The organism is Streptomyces calvus (genome assembly GCF_006782915.1).
GTDB classification, from domain to species: domain Bacteria; phylum Actinomycetota; class Actinomycetes; order Streptomycetales; family Streptomycetaceae; genus Streptomyces; species Streptomyces calvus.
Genome location: NZ_VCNP01000031.1, coordinates 92,557 through 108,524, shown reverse-complemented (window position 1 = coordinate 108,524; position 15,968 = coordinate 92,557). Strand labels below are relative to the sequence as shown.

The following is a 15,968-nucleotide window of genomic DNA, read 5'->3' as shown; positions in this document are numbered from 1 at the left end:
CCCCCGGGGGGCCCCCGCCCCTCCTCACGTCCGTGCGGCGCGCGAACGCCACCGGGTCACGGCCCCGTAGGCCCGCCTACCGGTAGTTCACGAACTGCAGAGCGAAGTCGAAGTCCTTGCCCTTGAGCAGGGCGATGACGGCCTGAAGATCGTCGCGGCTCTTCGAGCTGACCCGCAGCTCGTCACCCTGCACCTGGGCCTTCACGCCCTTCGGACCCTCATCGCGGATGATCTTCGCCACCTTCTTCGCGTTCTCCTGGGAGATGCCCTCCTCGATCGACGCGAAGATCTTGTACTCCTTGCCCGAGAGCTGGGGCTCACCCGCGTCCAGGGCCTTCAGGGAGATGCCCCGCTTGATCAGCTTGGACTGGAAGACGTCGAGGACAGCCTTCACCCGGTCCTCGGAGTTCGCCTCCATGAGGATCTTCTCCCCGGACCACGAGATCGAGGCCCCCACGCCCTTGAAGTCGTAGCGCTGCGAGATCTCCTTGGCGGTCTGGTTGAGGGCGTTGTCGACCTCCTGCCGCTCGACCTTCGAGACGATGTCGAAACTGGAGTCGGCCATGTCCTGTGGCTCCTTGCATCGGGGTGCGTATCGGGCTGCGCGCCGGATGCGTACCGGCGTACGTGACGCGGCCCCCGGGCCCGCCGTCGGTCCCGGGCCGCATCCGGACCAGCCTAGTCATCCCCCCGGCCTCCCGGTGGCGATCAATCGGGTGGCGAAGCACCCCTGTCCATCGGGTATTGTTTACGTCGTTGCCACGGAGCACCGCCGAAAGGCGGTTCGAGAGGCAGCAACCCCGGCGGTGTGCCCGAGCGGCCAAAGGGAGCAGACTGTAAATCTGCCGGCTCAGCCTTCCCAGGTTCGAATCCTGGCGCCGCCACACTGGGGACGACCCCCTCCGAACTGCGGAAACGCAGAGCGGAGGGGGTCTCTTCATGCTTGCGAGGGCTTGCGGGGCGTCCTGTTCGCGGGTGGGAGCGCCGGGGCACACTGGCTCCATGTCCTCCCGTCGCCGCCCCTGCCCCGAGTGCCGTCGCGAGATCGCCGTCGTCGCCGGGCGGTACGCGCGGCACGATCCGCCCGGCGCCCGCGGGAGCGGCGAACTCACCTCGTGCCCCGGCTCGCGCAGGCCCGCCCCGCACGGGACGCAGCAGCCCTCGCTCGACGGCTATGTGGTGCCGGAGTTCCCGGGGCAGATGCCGCTGTTCTGACCTGCCGCGCCGGGCCGAAGCCCGCTCAGTTGCCGGCCACCGACTTCACGGCGACCGACACCGGCGCGTTGCCGCTGATCAGCTCCAGCGTCAGACCCGCCGTCGCCGGCGTGTCCACCAACTCGGCCAGTACGGCGGCCACGTCGTCGCGCGGGACCGGGCCGCGGCCCGTGTGGGCCTCCAGGCGGACCAGACCGGTGCCGGCGTCGTTGGTGAGCTGACCCGGCCGCAGGATCGTCCAGTCCAGGGCGCCCAGGCCACGCACGTACGCGTCGGCCTCGCCCTTGGCGCGCAGATACACGTCGAAGACCTCGTCGCCCTCGTGCGCCGGGTCCGCGCCCATCGACGACACGATCACGAAACGCCGTACGCCCGCGCGGACGGCCGCGTCGGCGAAGCGGACCGCCGCCGCCTTGTCCACCGTCTCCTTCCGGTCCACCCCGCTGCCCGGTCCCGCGCCCGCCGCGAACACGGCCGCGTCCGCGCCCTCCAGTCGCTGCGCGACCTCCTCCACCGACGCCGACTCCAGGTCGAGCACGATCGGCTCGGCACCCAACTGCCGCAGCTCGTCGGCCTGTTCGGGCTTGCGGATGAGGCCCGCCGCCTCGTCGCCGCGCGCGGCGAGCAACCGCTCCAGCCGCAGTGCGATCTGACCATGACCACCAGCGATGACAATGCGCATGTCTCCGACCGTACGCCGGGCCGGCGGCAACCGCCCCACGACGCCCGCACCGGCACCTGCACCTCCGCCCTGACCGCCCGCCACGCCGTCGCCCCGCACCCCTCAGGGCGCCCCGCCCCGCCCCTGCCGCGGCAGCCCCGGCTCCGCGGCCGCCGCCGAACCGCAGTACTCCCGCACCGCGCTGGTCCGCGCCACCACACGCCCCCCGTGCACCACCACACGGCTGTACGCCAGCGACAGGGCCGCCGGGAGACTGTCGCCGCGCACCGCCAGCAGGTCGGCGGGGAAACCGGCCTCCACGCGCACCTCGGGCAGTCCCAGGGCCGCCCGCGCGGTGGTGCTCACCGCGGCGTAGGCGTCGTCCGGCGACAGCCCGTGCCTCGACGCCAGCAGGTACGCCGCCTCCAGCGGATCCCCGCGGCCCACCGGATTCGACACGTCCCGCAGCGCACCGCTCCCGGCAGCCACCCGCACACCCGCCGAGCGCAGCAGCCGTACCGGCGCCACGCCCGGCCCGTCCACGGCGCCGCACCCGCCCTGCGGCAGGCAGACCACCGTCACCCCGGCCGCCGCGAGGCGGTCCGCGGTCCGCGCGGCCACCTCCGCGGGCAGCCGGGCCAGACCGCCGCACGGGCCGAGGGTCACCCCGGGCCGCAGACCGCCCGCCATGGCGGCGAACCGGGCCAGCCGGGCGGGATCGGCGGCGTCCGTGTGCAGGTCGACGGGGCGGCCGTGCTCGGCGGCGACCTCCAGGACCGCCTCCACATACCCCGTGGGATCCGGGTCGAGGTCCGGACAGCCGCCCACCACGGACGCGCCCATCCCCACCGCGTCCCGCAGCACCGCCAGCCCGTCCGCACCGGCCGGACCGGTCAGCACCCTGGGCATCGCCACCGTCGTCAGCTCGGCCAGCCCGCGCAGCGAGCGCCCCGCCCGCAGCACCGCGGACAGCGTCCGCAGGCCCTCCATGTCACCCACCCGCACATGCGCCCGCAGCGCCGTCGTGCCGTGCCCGAGCTGCAGCAGGGCCGCCTCGGTCGCGCGACGCTCGACGTCGCCGGGGTCGTACGAGACGGGGCCCTCGTCGTCGGCGGACAGGGCGGTGTCCGCGTGGGCGTGCGGCTCTGCGGGCGCCGGCAGCAGCAGGTAGCCGCCGAGGTCGATGCGGTGGCCGCACGCACGCGTGCCGTCCGCCGCGAGGCTGCCTGCCGTACCGACCGCCTCGATGCGCCCGCCGCCCAGCCGTACGTCCACGATCCGGCCGTCGGTCAGCCGCGCCCCGCACAACAGGAGAGGGGCCGGGGCGGTCGCACCCGGACCCGAGGACGACCACGGGGGGAACGGTGGCTGCGGCCGGCTGTCGGGCATCGCGCTCCTGGGGCTCGGGCTGCGCACGAGGACGCACGTCACACGGAGACAAGATCACGCAGAGTGAGTCGAGCCTAGGATGACCGCCCGCCGCTCGCCGGGAGGAGCGCAATAGTCGTACCGGCGTGGCCCGCCCGGAGGGGGCGGTCGCGGGAGGGGACGGGGGGCTCGAAACGGATTTGGGCGAACGGCGGCGGACCGTGTAATGTCTTCATCGCTCGCCCCAATAGCTCAGTCGGCAGAGCGTCTCCATGGTAAGGAGAAGGTCAACGGTTCGATTCCGTTTTGGGGCTCTGGTGTGAGAGGTTCCCGCCGCAAGGCGGGGCCCGATCGCATCAAAGCGGTGTAGCTCAGTCGGTAGAGCAAGCGGCTCATAATCGCTGTGTCACCGGTTCAAGTCCGGTCACCGCTACTCTCAGTAGCCGATTGCGGGGTCGGTCCTTCGATCGGCTACTCTTCTTGCGTTAAACAGTCCATCCGTTCGTCTTAGGAGCACTCACGTGGCTGCCACCGACGTCCGCCCGAAGATCACGCTGGCCTGCGTGGAGTGCAAGGAGCGGAACTACATCACCAAGAAGAACCGGCGTAACAACCCGGACCGTCTTGAGATGAAGAAGCACTGCCCGCGTTGCAACGCGCACACCGCGCACCGCGAAACGCGATAAATCAGGCTCGTACACGAGGCCGTCCCCCCACTCGGGGGGCGGCCTCGTGTCGTTTCTCCACCGGCCGGCCACGGTCAGGGCCGGCCGACCGCAGTCCAGACACAGGAGGTGCCGCGCGCATGGCGCTCGACCAGTCCTTCGTGGGGCGGACCTATCCGCCCACCGAGCCCTACGAGGTGGGCCGGGAGAAGATCCGTGAGTTCGCCGAGGCAGTGGGGGACGCCAACCCGGCGTACACGGACGCGGAGGCCGCCCAGGCGCTCGGCCACCCCGATGTGATCGCCCCGCCGACCTTCGTGTTCGCGATCACCTTCAAGGCCGCCGGCCAGGTCGTCGCCGACCCCCAGCTCGGCCTCGACTACAGCCGCGTGGTGCACGGCGACCAGAAGTTCGCCTACAACCGGCCGGTGCGCGCCGGTGACCGGCTCACCGTCACCTCGACCATCGAGAAGATCCGGTCCATGGCGGGCAACGAGGTACTGGACATCCGCGGCGAGGTGCACGACCAGGACGGCGAGCACGTCGTGACCGCCTGGACCAAGCTGGTGGCCCGCGCGGCCGAGGAGGCGTGAGCAACACCATGACGGCGAAGATCTCCTACGCCGACGTCGAGGTCGGCACCGAACTGCCCGCCCAGACGTTCCCCGTGACCCGGGCCACCCTCGTCCAGTACGCGGGCGCCTCCGGCGACTTCAACCCCATCCACTGGAACGAGAGGTTCGCCAAGGAGGTCGGCCTGCCCGACGTCATCGCCCACGGCATGTTCACCATGGCCGAGGCGATCCGCGTCGTGACCGACTGGGTGGGCGACCCGGGAGCGGTCGTCGAGTACGGCGTCCGCTTCACCAGGCCGGTCGTCGTCCCCGACGACGACAAGGGCGCCGTCATCGAGGTCAGCGGCAAGGTCGCGGCCAAGCTCGACGACCACACGGTCCGCGTGGACCTCGCCGCGACCAGCGCCGGACAGAAGGTGCTCGGCGTGTCGCGGGCCGTCGTCCGGCTGGCCTGAGCGGCGTCCGGGGCCGCCACCGCCGAGGGGCGGGGCTGTCGGTGCCGTCTCGTAGTCTTGAGCCCGTGCAGGAACTCCACGACGCCCCCCTCGCCCCGCTGACCACCTTCCGGCTGGGCGGCCCCGCGACCCGGCTGGTCACCGCCGGCACCGACGACGAGGTGATCGCTGTCGTCCGCGAGGCCGACGACAGCGGCACCCCGCTGCTGATCATCGGCGGCGGCTCCAACCTGGTCATCGGCGACAAGGGGTTCGACGGCACCGCCCTCGTCGTCGCCACCCGCGGCTTCCACCTGGACGGGACCCGTCTGGAACTGGCGGCCGGAGAGGTGTGGACCGACGCCGTCCGGCGCACGGTGGAGGCGGGACTGGCCGGCATCGAGTGCCTGGCCGGCATCCCCGGCTCGGCCGGCGCCACCCCGATCCAGAACGTCGGGGCGTACGGGCAGGAGGTCTCCTCCACCATCACGGAAGTCGTCGCCTACGACCGCCGGACCCACGAGACCGTCACCCTCACCAACGAGGAGTGCGCGTTCTCCTACCGCCACAGCCGCTTCAAGGCCGACCCCGAGCGCTACGTCGTGCTGCGCGTGCGCTTCGAACTGGAGGACGCGGGCGGCCTCTCCGGTCCCGTCCGGTACGCCGAGACGGCCCGCGTCCTCGGTGTCGCGCCCGGCGACCGGGTGCCGCTGGCCACGGCCCGCGAGACGGTGCTGAAGCTCCGCGCCGGCAAGGGCATGGTCCTCGACCCCGAGGACCACGACACCTGGTCGGCCGGCTCCTTCTTCACCAACCCGATCCTCACCGACGCACAGTTCGCGGCCTTCCGCGCACGGGTGCGCGAGCGGCTCGGCGACGGCATGGAACCCCCCGCCTACCCGGCAGGAGAGGGCCGCACCAAGACATCCGCCGCCTGGCTGATCGACAAGGCCGGATTCACCAAGGGCTACGGCCACGGCCCGGCCCGCATCTCCACCAAGCACACCCTCGCCCTCACCAACCGCGGCGAGGCGACCACCGAGGACCTGCTCGCGCTCGCCCGCGAGGTCGTCGCCGGCGTGCGCGAGGCCTTCGGCATCACCCTGGTCAACGAGCCGGTGACCGTCGGCGTCAGCCTCTGACCGCCCGCGGCCGCACCGATCGTCGGCACCAGCCTCCAGGTGCCCCGAGCACCGCACCGAACCGCCCCGGCCGTCGACCCCGGACCGCTCCGTCGGCCCCTGCCCCGCACGGCTCCGACCGGCCGACGGCCCGGGCTCAATAAGCCACGCCCACGCCCTGCTTCACGGTCGCCGGATCGTCGACCATGGCCAGCATCGCGTGCGCCACATCGGCCCGGCCCACGAAGTTGCCCCTGGCCGGCGTCCCTCCGACGACCGTCCGGTACACGCCGCTGACCGGCTTGTCCTGGAGACGGGGCGGCCGGACGACCGTCCAGTCCGTGGCGCTGCGGGCCACCTCCGCCTCCATCCGGCGCAGATCGGCGTAGACGTCGCGGAACACCGCCGAGACGATCCCGCGCACCCCCCGGTCCAGCAGTCCCGCACCGGCCGGCTCCGGACCGATCGGGGCGGCGCTCACCACGAGCAGCCGCCGCGCGGCCTCCGCCTCCATCGCGGCCAGCACCGTCCGGGTCAGCGCGGTCGCCACCCCGGCGTCCCTGCGGCTGCGGGCGCCGAGCCCGGACAGCACGGCGTCCCGGCCGGCGACCGCCGGGCGCACCGCCTCCGGATCGCTCAGGTCCGCGCGGAACACCTCCAGCGCGTCACCGGTGACGGGCAGCCGCGCGGGGTCCCGTACGACCGCGGTGACCCGGTGTCCCGCGGCCAGCGCCTGGCGCACGATCTCCTGGCCGATGCCTCCGGTGGCACCGAAAACTGTGAGGTTCATGCCGGGCTCCCGTCCTCGACAGGGGTGGGTGAGTACTTACTCACCTCGGAGACCTCCAGGGTGAGTAAGTACTCACCCACCCGTCAAGTGCATAAGGAGGCCATGGCATCCTTGGGCGCCATGCAGCACGAAGAGCCCGGCGCGCCGCCGCCCACGGGCCCCGCCCGCGAACGCATCCTCGACGCAGCCCACCGGCTCATGCTCACCGTGGGGCTCGCCCGCGCCACCACCAAGGAGATCGCCAAGGCGGCCGGCTGCTCCGAGGCCGCCCTCTACAAGCACTTCTCCGGCAAGGAGGAGCTGTTCATCCGGGTCCTCATGGAACGGCTGCCGCGCCTGAACCCGCTGCTGAGCGGCCTCGCGGCCGAGCCCGGCCGCGGCACCCTGGAGGACAACCTCACCGAGATCGCCCGCCAGGCCGCGCTCTTCTACGAGCAGAGCTTCCCGATCGCCGCGTCCCTGTACGCCGAGACGCAGCTCAAGCGTCGACACGACGACGCCATGCGGCACATGGAGTCCGGACCGCACCTGCCCATCGAGTCCCTGGCGGCCTACCTCCGCGCCGAGCGCGACCTCGGCCGGCTCTCCCCAGACGCCGACACCTACGCCGCCGCGTCCCTGCTGCTCGGCGCCTGCGCCCAGCGGGCGTTCGCCTACGACATGTCCGACGCCGGACGCCCGCCGGTGGACGCCTTCGCGGCAGGGCTGGCCCGCACCCTCCTGGCCGGCATCGCGCCCTGACCGGCCAGGGCACGGCCGCTCACTCCACCGGCGCCACCAGCCACGCGTCCACCCCGGCCAGCAGCTTCTCCTTCACCTCCGCCGGCGCCGCCGAGCCGCGCACCGACTGGCGGGCCAGCTCCGCCAGTTCGGCGTCCGAGAACCCGTGGTGCACCCGCGCGATCTCGTACTGCGCCGCCAGCCGCGAGCCGAACAGCAGCGGGTCGTCCGCGCCCAGCGCCAGCGGCACGCCCGCCTCGAACAGCGTCCGCAGCGGCACGTCCTCCGGTTTCTCGTACACGCCCAGCGCCACGTTCGACGCCGGGCACACCTCGCAGGTGATCTGGCGGTCGACGAGCCTGCGCAGCAGCCGCGGGTCCTCCGCCGCCCGCACTCCGTGCCCGATGCGGTCCGCACCCAGGTCGTCCAGGCAGTCCCGCACCGACGCCGGACCCGACAGCTCGCCGCCGTGCGGCGCGGACAGCAGCCCGCCGTCCCTGGCGATCGCGAACGCCCGGTCGAAGTCCCGGGCCATCCCGCGCCGCTCGTCGTTGGAGAGCCCGAACCCGACGACGCCCCGGTCCGCGTAGCGCACCGCCAGCCGGGCCAGCGTGCGCGCGTCCAGGGGGTGCTTCATCCGGTTGGCGGCCACCAGCACGCGCATGCCGAGACCGGTGTCGCGCTGCGCCGAGTCCACCGCGTCCAGGATGACCTCGAGCGCCGGGATCAGCCCGCCCAGCCGGGGCGCGTACGACGTCGGGTCCACCTGGATCTCCAGCCAGCCGGAGCCGTCCCGCAGCTCCTCCTCGGCCGCCTCCCGCACCAGGCGCTGGATGTCCTCGGGCTCGCGCAGGCACGAGCGCGCCGCGTCGTACAGCCGCTGGAAGCGGAACCAGCCCCGCTCGTCCGTGGCGCGCAGTCTCGGCGGCTCCCCGCCGGTCAGTGCTTCGGTCAGCGCCTCGGGCAGGCGCACCCCGTACTTGTCGGCCAGCTCCAGCAGGGTGGCGGGTCGCATGGACCCGGTGAAGTGCAGGTGCAGATGGGCTTTCGGCAGCTCAGAGACATCACGTACACGCTCCATTCGCCGATCCTGCCGTACGCCACGCCCGTCCCGGTAGCGCTTTCGCCTTTCGTGGTCTTGCTCGCACAAACGAACAGGGGCGCCCGGAACATCCGGGCGCCCCCGCGGCGAACGGCCGGGACGTCAGTCCCGCGCCTCCGCCAGCAGCTTCTGGATGCGGCTCACGCCCTCGACGAGGTCCTCGTCGCCGAGCGCGTACGACAGCCGCAGGTACCCCGGAGTGCCGAACGCCTCACCCGGCACCACCGCGACCTCGGCCTCCTCCAGGATCAGCGCGGCCAGCTCGACGGAGTTCTGCGGGCGCTTGCCCCGGATCTCCTTGCCGATCAGGGCCTTCACCGACGGGTAGGCGTAGAACGCGCCCTCGGGCTCGGGGCAGACCACGCCGTCGATCTCGTTCAGCATCCGCACGATGGTCCTGCGCCGCCGGTCGAAGGCCTCACGCATCGTCGCGACCGCGTCCAGGTCGCCGGAGACGGCGGCCAGGGCGGCCACCTGGGCGACGTTGGAGACGTTCGAGGTGGCGTGCGACTGGAGGTTGGTCGCGGCCTTCACCACGTCCTTCGGGCCGACGATCCAGCCGACCCGCCAGCCCGTCATCGCGTACGTCTTCGCGACACCGTTGACCACGATGCACTTGTCGCGCAGCTCGGGCAGGAGCGCGGGCAGGGACACGGACGCGGCGTCGCCGTAGACCAGGTGCTCGTAGATCTCGTCGGTGAGCACCCACAGACCGTGCTCGACGGCCCAGCGGCCGATCGCCTCGGTCTCCGTCTCGCTGTAGACCGCGCCGGTCGGGTTCGACGGGGAGACGAAGAGGACGACCTTCGTCTTCTCCGTGCGGGCCGCCTCCAGCTGCTCCACGCTCACGCGGTAGCCGGTGGTCTCGTCGGCGACGACCTCGACCGGGACGCCGCCGGCCAGCCGGATCGACTCCGGGTACGTCGTCCAGTACGGCGCCGGGACGATGACCTCGTCACCCGGGTCGAGGATCGCGGCGAACGCCTCGTAGATGGCCTGCTTGCCGCCGTTGGTGACGAGGATCTGGGAGGGGTCCACCTCGTAACCGGAGTCGCGCAGCGTCTTCGCGGCGATCGCGGACTTCAGCTCGGGCAGACCGCCGGCCGGCGTGTACCGGTGGAACTTGGGGTTCTTGCAGGCCTCGATCGCGGCCTCGACGATGTAGTCCGGCGTCGGGAAGTCGGGCTCACCTGCGCCGAAGCCGATCACCGGTCGCCCGGCGGCCTTGAGGGCCTTGGCCTTGGCGTCCACGGCGAGGGTGGCGGACTCGGAGATCGCGCCGACTCGGGCGGAGACCCGGCGCTCGGTGGGAGGGGTTGCAGCGCTCATGGGGCCCATCGTTTCAGACCGGAAACCCACGCGGCACGGGGGTTTCACAGACTGAACAGGACCGGGCAAACCGCTGAACAACAGTCCGGATCGACCGTCCCGCGGCCGCCCGGACAGGACGATCTTCCGCCGTTTCCCGGCCGGAGGGCCCCTTCCCAGGCACTTTCTGTTCGACGCCCGGCCCGGGAACACGTACACTCTCCACTCGTTGGCCTTCAGCGGCCCGCACTCAGCCGGTGCACACCACGCATGCGGTCGGATGCGGTACGTTGGGGGACACACAAAGGGTCGTAGCTCAATTGGTAGAGCACTGGTCTCCAAAACCAGCGGTTGGGGGTTCAAGTCCCTCCGGCCCTGCTACACACACCTTCGCCAGGATGTGTGCGCATGTACGTACAGCAATGCACCGCCGTGCGGCTCAGACCGGGCGCGGCACGGCCACGACCCGGAATCAGGTGAGGACGAGTGACGGACGCCGTGGGCTCCATCGACATGCCTGATGCCCAGGACGAGGCGCCTGACTCCCAGAAGAAGACCCGCAAGGGCGGCAAGCGGGCCAAGAAGGGCCCGCTGAAGCGCCTGGCGCTCTTCTACCGTCAGATCGTCGCGGAGCTCCGCAAGGTCGTCTGGCCGACCCGGAACCAGCTGACGTCGTACACGACCGCCGTGATCGTCTTCGTCGTCCTGATGATCGGCCTGATCACCCTGATCGACTATGGCCTCAGCAACGCCGCCAAGTACGTCTTCGGCTGAGCCGAGAGCGAAGAGCGCCGAGGTACTCGGCGCTCCTTTCGCATGTTCCACCCCTATGTATCCAGGAAGAAGCAGCCACCGTGTCTGACCCGAACGTGAACGACGCCGTTGAGCCTCGCGGCGAAGGGGCCGAGTCCGCCGAGGAGGCGCTCGACGCCGTCGAGGGCGCGGACGTCGAGGACACCGAGGCCCCCGCCGAGGCCGAGGCTGCCGACACCACCGCGGACGAGGACGAGGCCGACGAGGCCGCCGAGGCCGGTGACGAGACCGCCGAGGCCGAGGAAGCCGCCGAGGAGCCGGAGGACGACCGGGACCCCGTCGAGAAGCTCCGCGAGGAACTGCGGACGCTGCCCGGCGAGTGGTACGTCATCCACACCTACGCCGGCTACGAGAACCGGGTGAAGACCAACCTGGAGCAGCGTGCCGTCTCGCTGAACGTCGAGGACTACATCTTCCAGGCCGAGGTGCCGCAGGAAGAGGTCGTCCAGATCAAGAACGGCGACCGCAAGACGATCAAGCAGAACAAGCTCCCGGGTTACGTCCTGGTCCGCATGGACCTGACGAACGAGTCCTGGGGCGTCGTCCGCAACACCCCCGGTGTCACCGGCTTCGTGGGCAACGCCTACGACCCGTACCCGCTGACGCTGGACGAGATCGTCAAGATGCTCGCCCCGGAGGCCGAGGAGAAGGCCGCCCGCGAGGCCGCCGAGGCCGAGGGCAAGCCGGCTCCGCAGCGCAAGGTCGAGGTCCAGGTGCTGGACTTCGAGGTCGGCGACTCGGTCACCGTCACCGACGGCCCGTTCGCCACGCTGCAGGCGACCATCAACGAGATCAACGCCGACTCCAAGAAGGTCAAGGGCCTGGTGGAGATCTTCGGCCGCGAGACGCCGGTCGAGCTCTCCTTCGACCAGATCCAGAAGAACTAACCCCTTCTGGCACACAGCTTCCGCGCAGGTCAGGCGAGCGCTCGCGCACTCGGCTGACCTGCTCGGTTTTTGGCCGCGCATCCATACCCGTTATCGTTGTGCGGTATGCCTGCGTCCGGGTGGTCCCCGGGACGCGGGCAGGACCCGAATCGAAAGGACCCGGAGAGCCATGCCTCCCAAGAAGAAGAAGGTCACGGGGCTCATCAAGCTCCAGATCCAGGCCGGTGCCGCCAACCCGGCCCCGCCGGTCGGCCCCGCGCTGGGCCAGCACGGCGTCAACATCATGGAGTTCTGCAAGGCCTACAACGCCGCGACCGAGTCGCAGCGTGGCTGGGTCATCCCGGTGGAGATCACGGTCTACGAGGACCGTTCCTTCACCTTCATCACCAAGACCCCGCCGGCCGCCAAGATGATCCTCAAGGCCGCGGGTGTGGAGAAGGGCTCCGGCGAGCCGCACAAGACCAAGGTCGCGAAGATCACCCGCGAGCAGGTCCGCGAGATCGCCACCACCAAGATGCCCGACCTCAACGCCAACGACCTGGACGCCGCCGAGAAGATCATCGCCGGCACCGCCCGTTCCATGGGCGTCACGGTCGAGGGCTGACCTCCACCCCCGTCAAGCCAGCAGAAGTGGAAGGGCCTGCTCGGCCCGGACCACGACTCCGATATCCACAGGAGCTTTCAGTGAGCAAGCGCAGCAAGTCTCTCCGCGCTGCGGACGCCAAGATCGACCGGGAGAAGCTGTACGCCCCGCTCGAGGCCGTCCGTCTCGCCAAGGAGACGTCCACGACCAAGTTCGACGGCACCGTCGAGGTCGCCTTCCGTCTGGGTGTCGACCCGCGCAAGGCCGACCAGATGGTCCGTGGCACCGTGAACCTCCCGCACGGCACCGGTAAGACCGCCCGGGTCCTGGTCTTCGCGACCGGTGACCGTGCCGAGGCCGCGCGTGCCGCGGGCGCCGACATCGTCGGCGCCGACGAGCTGATCGACGAGGTGTCGAAGGGCCGTCTGGACTTCGACGCCGTCGTCGCCACCCCGGACCTCATGGGCAAGGTCGGCCGCCTCGGCCGCGTGCTCGGTCCCCGTGGTCTGATGCCGAACCCGAAGACCGGCACCGTGACCCCGGACGTCGCCAAGGCCGTCAACGACATCAAGGGCGGCAAGATCGAGTTCCGTGTCGACAAGCACGCGAACCTGCACTTCATCATCGGCAAGACGTCCTTCGACGACGCCAAGCTGGTGGAGAACTACGGCGCCGCGCTGGAGGAGATCCTCCGTCTGAAGCCGTCCGCCGCCAAGGGTCGCTACATCAAGAAGGCCGCCATCACCACCACGATGGGCCCCGGCATTCCGCTCGACCCGAACCGCACCCGCAACCTCCTCGTCGAGGAGGACCCGGCCGCCGTCTGAGCCGGGTGAGCCGGACGACCGGCTCCGCACCGCGTGACGCCCGCCCCCGCGCCGTACAAGGCGCGGGGGCGGGCTTTTTCGTACGACAGTGTCAGTGCGGTGGGTTACCGTTCTGGTGACTTCACAGCTGTCGAACAGAAAAGCCAGGGGTGGGATTCATGGGCATGTCCGCATGGAAGCGCGCGGGGGTCTGTCTGACGGCCGCGGCCGTGGTCGCGGGTGTCGCGGGCTGTCAGAGCGACGACGGGGGCGGGAAGAAGAAGGCCGCCGACTCCGCGCAGTCCGGGGCGCAGTCGCAGAACGAGATGACGGAGGTCCTCCAGGCCGCCTTCAAGAAGACCTCGGAGGCCAAGTCCTCCAAGGTCCGGATGACCATGACGATGCCGGCCGGCGTGGACGGCGGCGGCACCATGGAGATCTCCGGCGTGCAGGGCTGGGACCCGGCCGTGATGGACGTCACCATGAAGGGCTCCGCGCTCACCGAGAGCGACCCGAACGCGCCCGAGCAGGTCCGCATGATCATGCTCGACAACGTCATGTACATGGACATGGGCGCGGAGCAGGCCGCCGAGATGGACGGCAAGCGCTGGATGAAGATGGACTTCGCCGCCATCGCCGAGGCCTCCGGCGACGCCGAGGCGCAGAAGCAGATGACCGGCGGCCTGGAGAACATGAACCAGGACCCGGCACAGCAGCTCGCCCTGCTGCTCGAGTCGCCGAACCTGAAGCACGTCGGCCCGGAGAAGGTCGACGGCGTCCAGACGCAGCACTACAAGGGCACGCTGAGCTTCGAAGAGATGATCGACGCCAACAAGTCGTTCGAGATGCTCTCCGAGAAGGAGCGCGAGGAGCTCACCGCCAACGTCAAGAAGTCCGGCCTCAAGGGCTACGACACCGAGGTCTGGGTCAACGAGGACAACTACCCGGTGAAGATGGTCGTCGGCATGAAGATGCCGCAGGGCACGATGAACATGACGGCCAACTACTCCGACTACGGGGCCAAGGCCGATGTCCAGGCGCCGCCCGCCGGCCAGACGCTCGACCTCATGGAGATGCTGCAGGAGGCGGGCGCCGGCTCCGAGTCCGGCCTCTGAGTCCTCCGTCCGGCCGATTTGCTTGACGCCGAACCCTTCGCGTACTCTTCCACAGAAGCCAAAGACCGCTGGTCGTTGCCGTGCGCTCGTCAGAGCTCGCGGTGGCCGAAGGATCCGCTGAACTGCGGACGACCCGCGCAGGTGACAGTGGAAGAGTTCCCGGAGTTCGCCGCCGCGAGTGCGCGAGCAACCGGTTGAGCTACGCCCCGTGCGCCTGCGCCCGGGGCGTTTCGTTTTCCCCAGTCCTCCTTCGGGTCCGCGCGGTCCGAATCACCCGGAAGGAGGCCGAGGCTCTATGGCGAGGCCCGACAAGGCTGCCGCGGTTGCCGAGCTGACGGACAAGTTCCGCAGCTCCAACGCCGCCGTGCTGACCGAGTACCGCGGTCTCACCGTGGCGCAGCTCAAGACGCTGCGCCGTTCGCTCGGTGAGAACGCCCAGTACGCCGTGGTGAAGAACACGCTGACCAAGATTGCGGCCAACGAGGCCGGGATCACGCTCGACGACCAGCTCTTCGCTGGCCCGACGGCGGTTGCCTTCGTCACCGGTGACCCGGTGGAGTCGGCGAAGGGTCTTCGTGACTTCGCCAAGGACAACCCGAATCTCGTCATCAAGGGCGGTGTCCTTGACGGCAAGGCGCTGTCCGCCGACGAGATCAAGAAGCTTGCGGACCTCGAGTCCCGCGAGGTTCTGCTCTCGAAGCTGGCCGGTGCCATGAAGGGCAAGCAGTCCCAGGCTGCCTCTGTCTTCCAGGCGCTGCCGTCGAAGCTCGTCCGCACCGTGGACGCGCTCCGTGCCAAGCAGGACGAGCAGGGCGGTGCCGAGTAATTCGGCTCGCTTTCCGATCCTCGCCGCGTGAACCGCACGAGGTGAGGGTCGATGCGGGCCCGACGTACGCCCGCCTCACCCCGTACATCCGGCACCTGCCGATTTAGTGGAAGGACCGCCATCATGGCGAAGCTCAGCCAGGAAGACCTGCTCGCGCAGTTCGAGGAGATGACCCTCATCGAGCTCTCCGAGTTCGTGAAGGCCTTCGAGGAGAAGTTCGACGTCACCGCCGCCGCGGCCGCCCCGGTCGTCGTGGCCGGTGGCGGTGCCGCCGCCGGTGGCGCCGAGGCCCCCGAGGAGAAGGACGAGTTCGACGTCATCCTCACCGGCGCCGGCGACAAGAAGATCCAGGTCATCAAGGTCGTGCGTGAGCTGACCTCCCTGGGTCTGAAGGAGGCCAAGGACCTCGTCGACGGCACCCCGAAGCCGGTCCTCGAGAAGGTCAACAAGGAGACCGCCGACAAGGCCGCCGAGTCCCTCAAGGGCGCCGGCGCCTCCGTCGAGGTCAAGTAAGACCTTCCGGGTCCCCCAGGGCCCGTCACGCGTCCTCCGGGGCGTGTAACGCGTAAGCACCGAAGAGCGATCATCCATCCGGGTGGTCGCTCTTCGGCGTACGGGGGCACCGGCGGCGGCTGCCTTGCACCCGGGACGGCGGGAGGTAGGGTGATCTTCGTTGTGTCTCCCACCGGCCGCGAGGATTCGCCTGGTGGCAGGCGGTTCGGGCAAGGGGGGCCTTGACGAACCGCACGCAGCGCGCAATTCTCAGGACGCGTCGTCACAAGGATCCGAATCCGAGGCATGGATCGACGGCAAAGAGGGCAGTATCAACGTGCGTTGAGGGCAGCGCCTTGTCGCAGGAGTTGAGAACAACGAGGGCCTCCACCCGGTCTCGTACACCGCACTGGACATCAGTGTGCCAAGTGGCTACACTGACCCTTTGCGCTGCCTGTTAGCTGTCCCCTGCCCGTCACCAGGGGCA

General features: G+C 70.3%; 19 protein-coding genes and 4 tRNA genes. 17 read left to right on the top strand and 6 right to left on the bottom strand.

The genetic code is table 11. The features are described 5' to 3' along the window. Positions 1-76 precede the first annotated feature (76 nt). Positions 77-565, bottom strand: a complete 489-nt coding sequence (locus tag FGW31_RS13890; RefSeq protein WP_108708220.1) for a YajQ family cyclic di-GMP-binding protein — start codon at positions 563-565, stop codon at positions 77-79. 237 nt (positions 566-802) lie between these two features. Between FGW31_RS13890 and FGW31_RS13885 the strand changes: the two genes are divergently transcribed. Together FGW31_RS13885 and FGW31_RS13880 are read left to right on the top strand one after the other, a co-directional pair. Continuing rightward, positions 803-884 (top strand) — tRNA-Tyr (locus tag FGW31_RS13885). A gap of 118 nt (positions 885-1,002) precedes the next feature. Beyond that, a complete protein-coding gene (locus FGW31_RS13880) occupies positions 1,003-1,215 on the top strand; it encodes a hypothetical protein (RefSeq protein WP_142193719.1) in 213 nt (70 codons plus the stop codon). Positions 1,216-1,240: 25 nt separating this feature from the next. Here the strand turns inward: FGW31_RS13880 and FGW31_RS13875 are convergent, their stop codons facing one another. Both FGW31_RS13875 and FGW31_RS13870 read right to left on the bottom strand, forming a co-directional pair. Then, positions 1,241-1,897, bottom strand: coding sequence for an NAD(P)H-binding protein (locus tag FGW31_RS13875; protein ID WP_142193718.1), 657 nt, complete (start codon positions 1,895-1,897; stop codon positions 1,241-1,243). Positions 1,898-1,999: 102 nt separating this feature from the next. Further along, positions 2,000-3,265: an amidohydrolase family protein gene (locus FGW31_RS13870; protein ID WP_142193717.1), complete on the bottom strand. Its 1,266-nt coding sequence runs from the start codon at positions 3,263-3,265 to the stop codon at positions 2,000-2,002. A gap of 220 nt (positions 3,266-3,485) precedes the next feature. Here FGW31_RS13870 and FGW31_RS13865 point away from each other — a divergent pair. From FGW31_RS13865 to FGW31_RS13840, 6 genes are all read left to right on the top strand, one after another. After that, positions 3,486-3,558: transfer RNA gene (locus FGW31_RS13865), tRNA-Thr, on the top strand. Positions 3,559-3,604: 46 nt separating this feature from the next. Beyond that, positions 3,605-3,677 (top strand) — tRNA-Met (locus tag FGW31_RS13860). 88 nt (positions 3,678-3,765) lie between these two features. Next, positions 3,766-3,930: a 50S ribosomal protein L33 gene (rpmG, locus tag FGW31_RS13855; protein WP_003948671.1), complete on the top strand. Its 165-nt coding sequence runs from the start codon at positions 3,766-3,768 to the stop codon at positions 3,928-3,930. Positions 3,931-4,049: 119 nt separating this feature from the next. Further along, positions 4,050-4,502: a MaoC family dehydratase N-terminal domain-containing protein gene (locus FGW31_RS13850; protein ID WP_142193716.1), complete on the top strand. Its 453-nt coding sequence runs from the start codon at positions 4,050-4,052 to the stop codon at positions 4,500-4,502. Positions 4,503-4,510: 8 nt separating this feature from the next. Then, positions 4,511-4,939, top strand: a complete 429-nt coding sequence (locus tag FGW31_RS13845; RefSeq protein WP_142193727.1) for a MaoC family dehydratase — start codon at positions 4,511-4,513, stop codon at positions 4,937-4,939. A 65-nt stretch (positions 4,940-5,004) separates the two neighbouring features. Then, positions 5,005-6,060, top strand: coding sequence for a UDP-N-acetylmuramate dehydrogenase (locus tag FGW31_RS13840; RefSeq protein ID WP_142193715.1), 1,056 nt, complete (start codon positions 5,005-5,007; stop codon positions 6,058-6,060). 136 nt (positions 6,061-6,196) lie between these two features. Here FGW31_RS13840 and FGW31_RS13835 read toward each other — a convergent pair whose 3' ends face one another. After that, positions 6,197-6,829: an NAD(P)-dependent oxidoreductase gene (locus FGW31_RS13835; protein ID WP_142193714.1), complete on the bottom strand. Its 633-nt coding sequence runs from the start codon at positions 6,827-6,829 to the stop codon at positions 6,197-6,199. 102 nt (positions 6,830-6,931) lie between these two features. On the opposite strand from FGW31_RS13835, the gene FGW31_RS13830 reads away from it, so the two are divergent. Then, entirely contained in the window at positions 6,932-7,570 is a 639-nt protein-coding gene (locus FGW31_RS13830) for a TetR/AcrR family transcriptional regulator (protein WP_233452480.1), read from the top strand. 19 nt (positions 7,571-7,589) lie between these two features. Here the strand turns inward: FGW31_RS13830 and FGW31_RS13825 are convergent, their stop codons facing one another. Together FGW31_RS13825 and FGW31_RS13820 are read right to left on the bottom strand one after the other, a co-directional pair. Next, positions 7,590-8,630 (bottom strand): adenosine deaminase, encoded by a 1,041-nt coding sequence (locus FGW31_RS13825; protein ID WP_142193713.1) that lies wholly within the window; start codon positions 8,628-8,630, stop codon positions 7,590-7,592. Between the two features lie 123 nt (positions 8,631-8,753). Beyond that, entirely contained in the window at positions 8,754-9,980 is a 1,227-nt protein-coding gene (locus FGW31_RS13820; protein WP_182675301.1) for a pyridoxal phosphate-dependent aminotransferase, read from the bottom strand. A 284-nt stretch (positions 9,981-10,264) separates the two neighbouring features. Here FGW31_RS13820 and FGW31_RS13815 point away from each other — a divergent pair. The 8 genes from FGW31_RS13815 (at position 10,265) to rplL (ending at position 15,502) form a co-directional block, all read left to right on the top strand. Then, positions 10,265-10,337, top strand: a tRNA-Trp gene (locus FGW31_RS13815). Between the two features lie 108 nt (positions 10,338-10,445). After that, positions 10,446-10,733 carry a preprotein translocase subunit SecE gene (gene secE, locus FGW31_RS13810; RefSeq protein ID WP_142193711.1) on the top strand — a complete coding sequence of 96 codons (288 nt, stop codon included), beginning with the start codon at positions 10,446-10,448 and terminating at the stop codon, positions 10,731-10,733. An 80-nt stretch (positions 10,734-10,813) separates the two neighbouring features. Next, positions 10,814-11,659 (top strand): transcription termination/antitermination protein NusG, encoded by an 846-nt coding sequence (gene nusG / locus FGW31_RS13805; RefSeq protein WP_142193710.1) that lies wholly within the window; start codon positions 10,814-10,816, stop codon positions 11,657-11,659. A 169-nt stretch (positions 11,660-11,828) separates the two neighbouring features. Continuing rightward, on the top strand, positions 11,829-12,263 hold the full coding sequence (gene rplK, locus FGW31_RS13800; RefSeq protein ID WP_019525223.1) for a 50S ribosomal protein L11: 435 nt from the start codon (positions 11,829-11,831) through the stop codon (positions 12,261-12,263). 80 nt (positions 12,264-12,343) lie between these two features. Then, a complete protein-coding gene (gene rplA, locus FGW31_RS13795) occupies positions 12,344-13,069 on the top strand; it encodes a 50S ribosomal protein L1 (RefSeq protein WP_142193709.1) in 726 nt (241 codons plus the stop codon). Positions 13,070-13,227: 158 nt separating this feature from the next. Then, complete coding sequence (locus FGW31_RS13790) at positions 13,228-14,163, top strand: LolA-like protein (protein ID WP_142193708.1); 936 nt, start codon at positions 13,228-13,230, stop codon at positions 14,161-14,163. A gap of 295 nt (positions 14,164-14,458) precedes the next feature. Then, positions 14,459-14,989, top strand: a complete 531-nt coding sequence (rplJ, locus tag FGW31_RS13785; RefSeq protein WP_142193707.1) for a 50S ribosomal protein L10 — start codon at positions 14,459-14,461, stop codon at positions 14,987-14,989. Between the two features lie 123 nt (positions 14,990-15,112). Then, positions 15,113-15,502, top strand: a complete 390-nt coding sequence (rplL, locus tag FGW31_RS13780; RefSeq protein WP_142193706.1) for a 50S ribosomal protein L7/L12 — start codon at positions 15,113-15,115, stop codon at positions 15,500-15,502. Positions 15,503-15,968 lie beyond the last annotated feature (466 nt).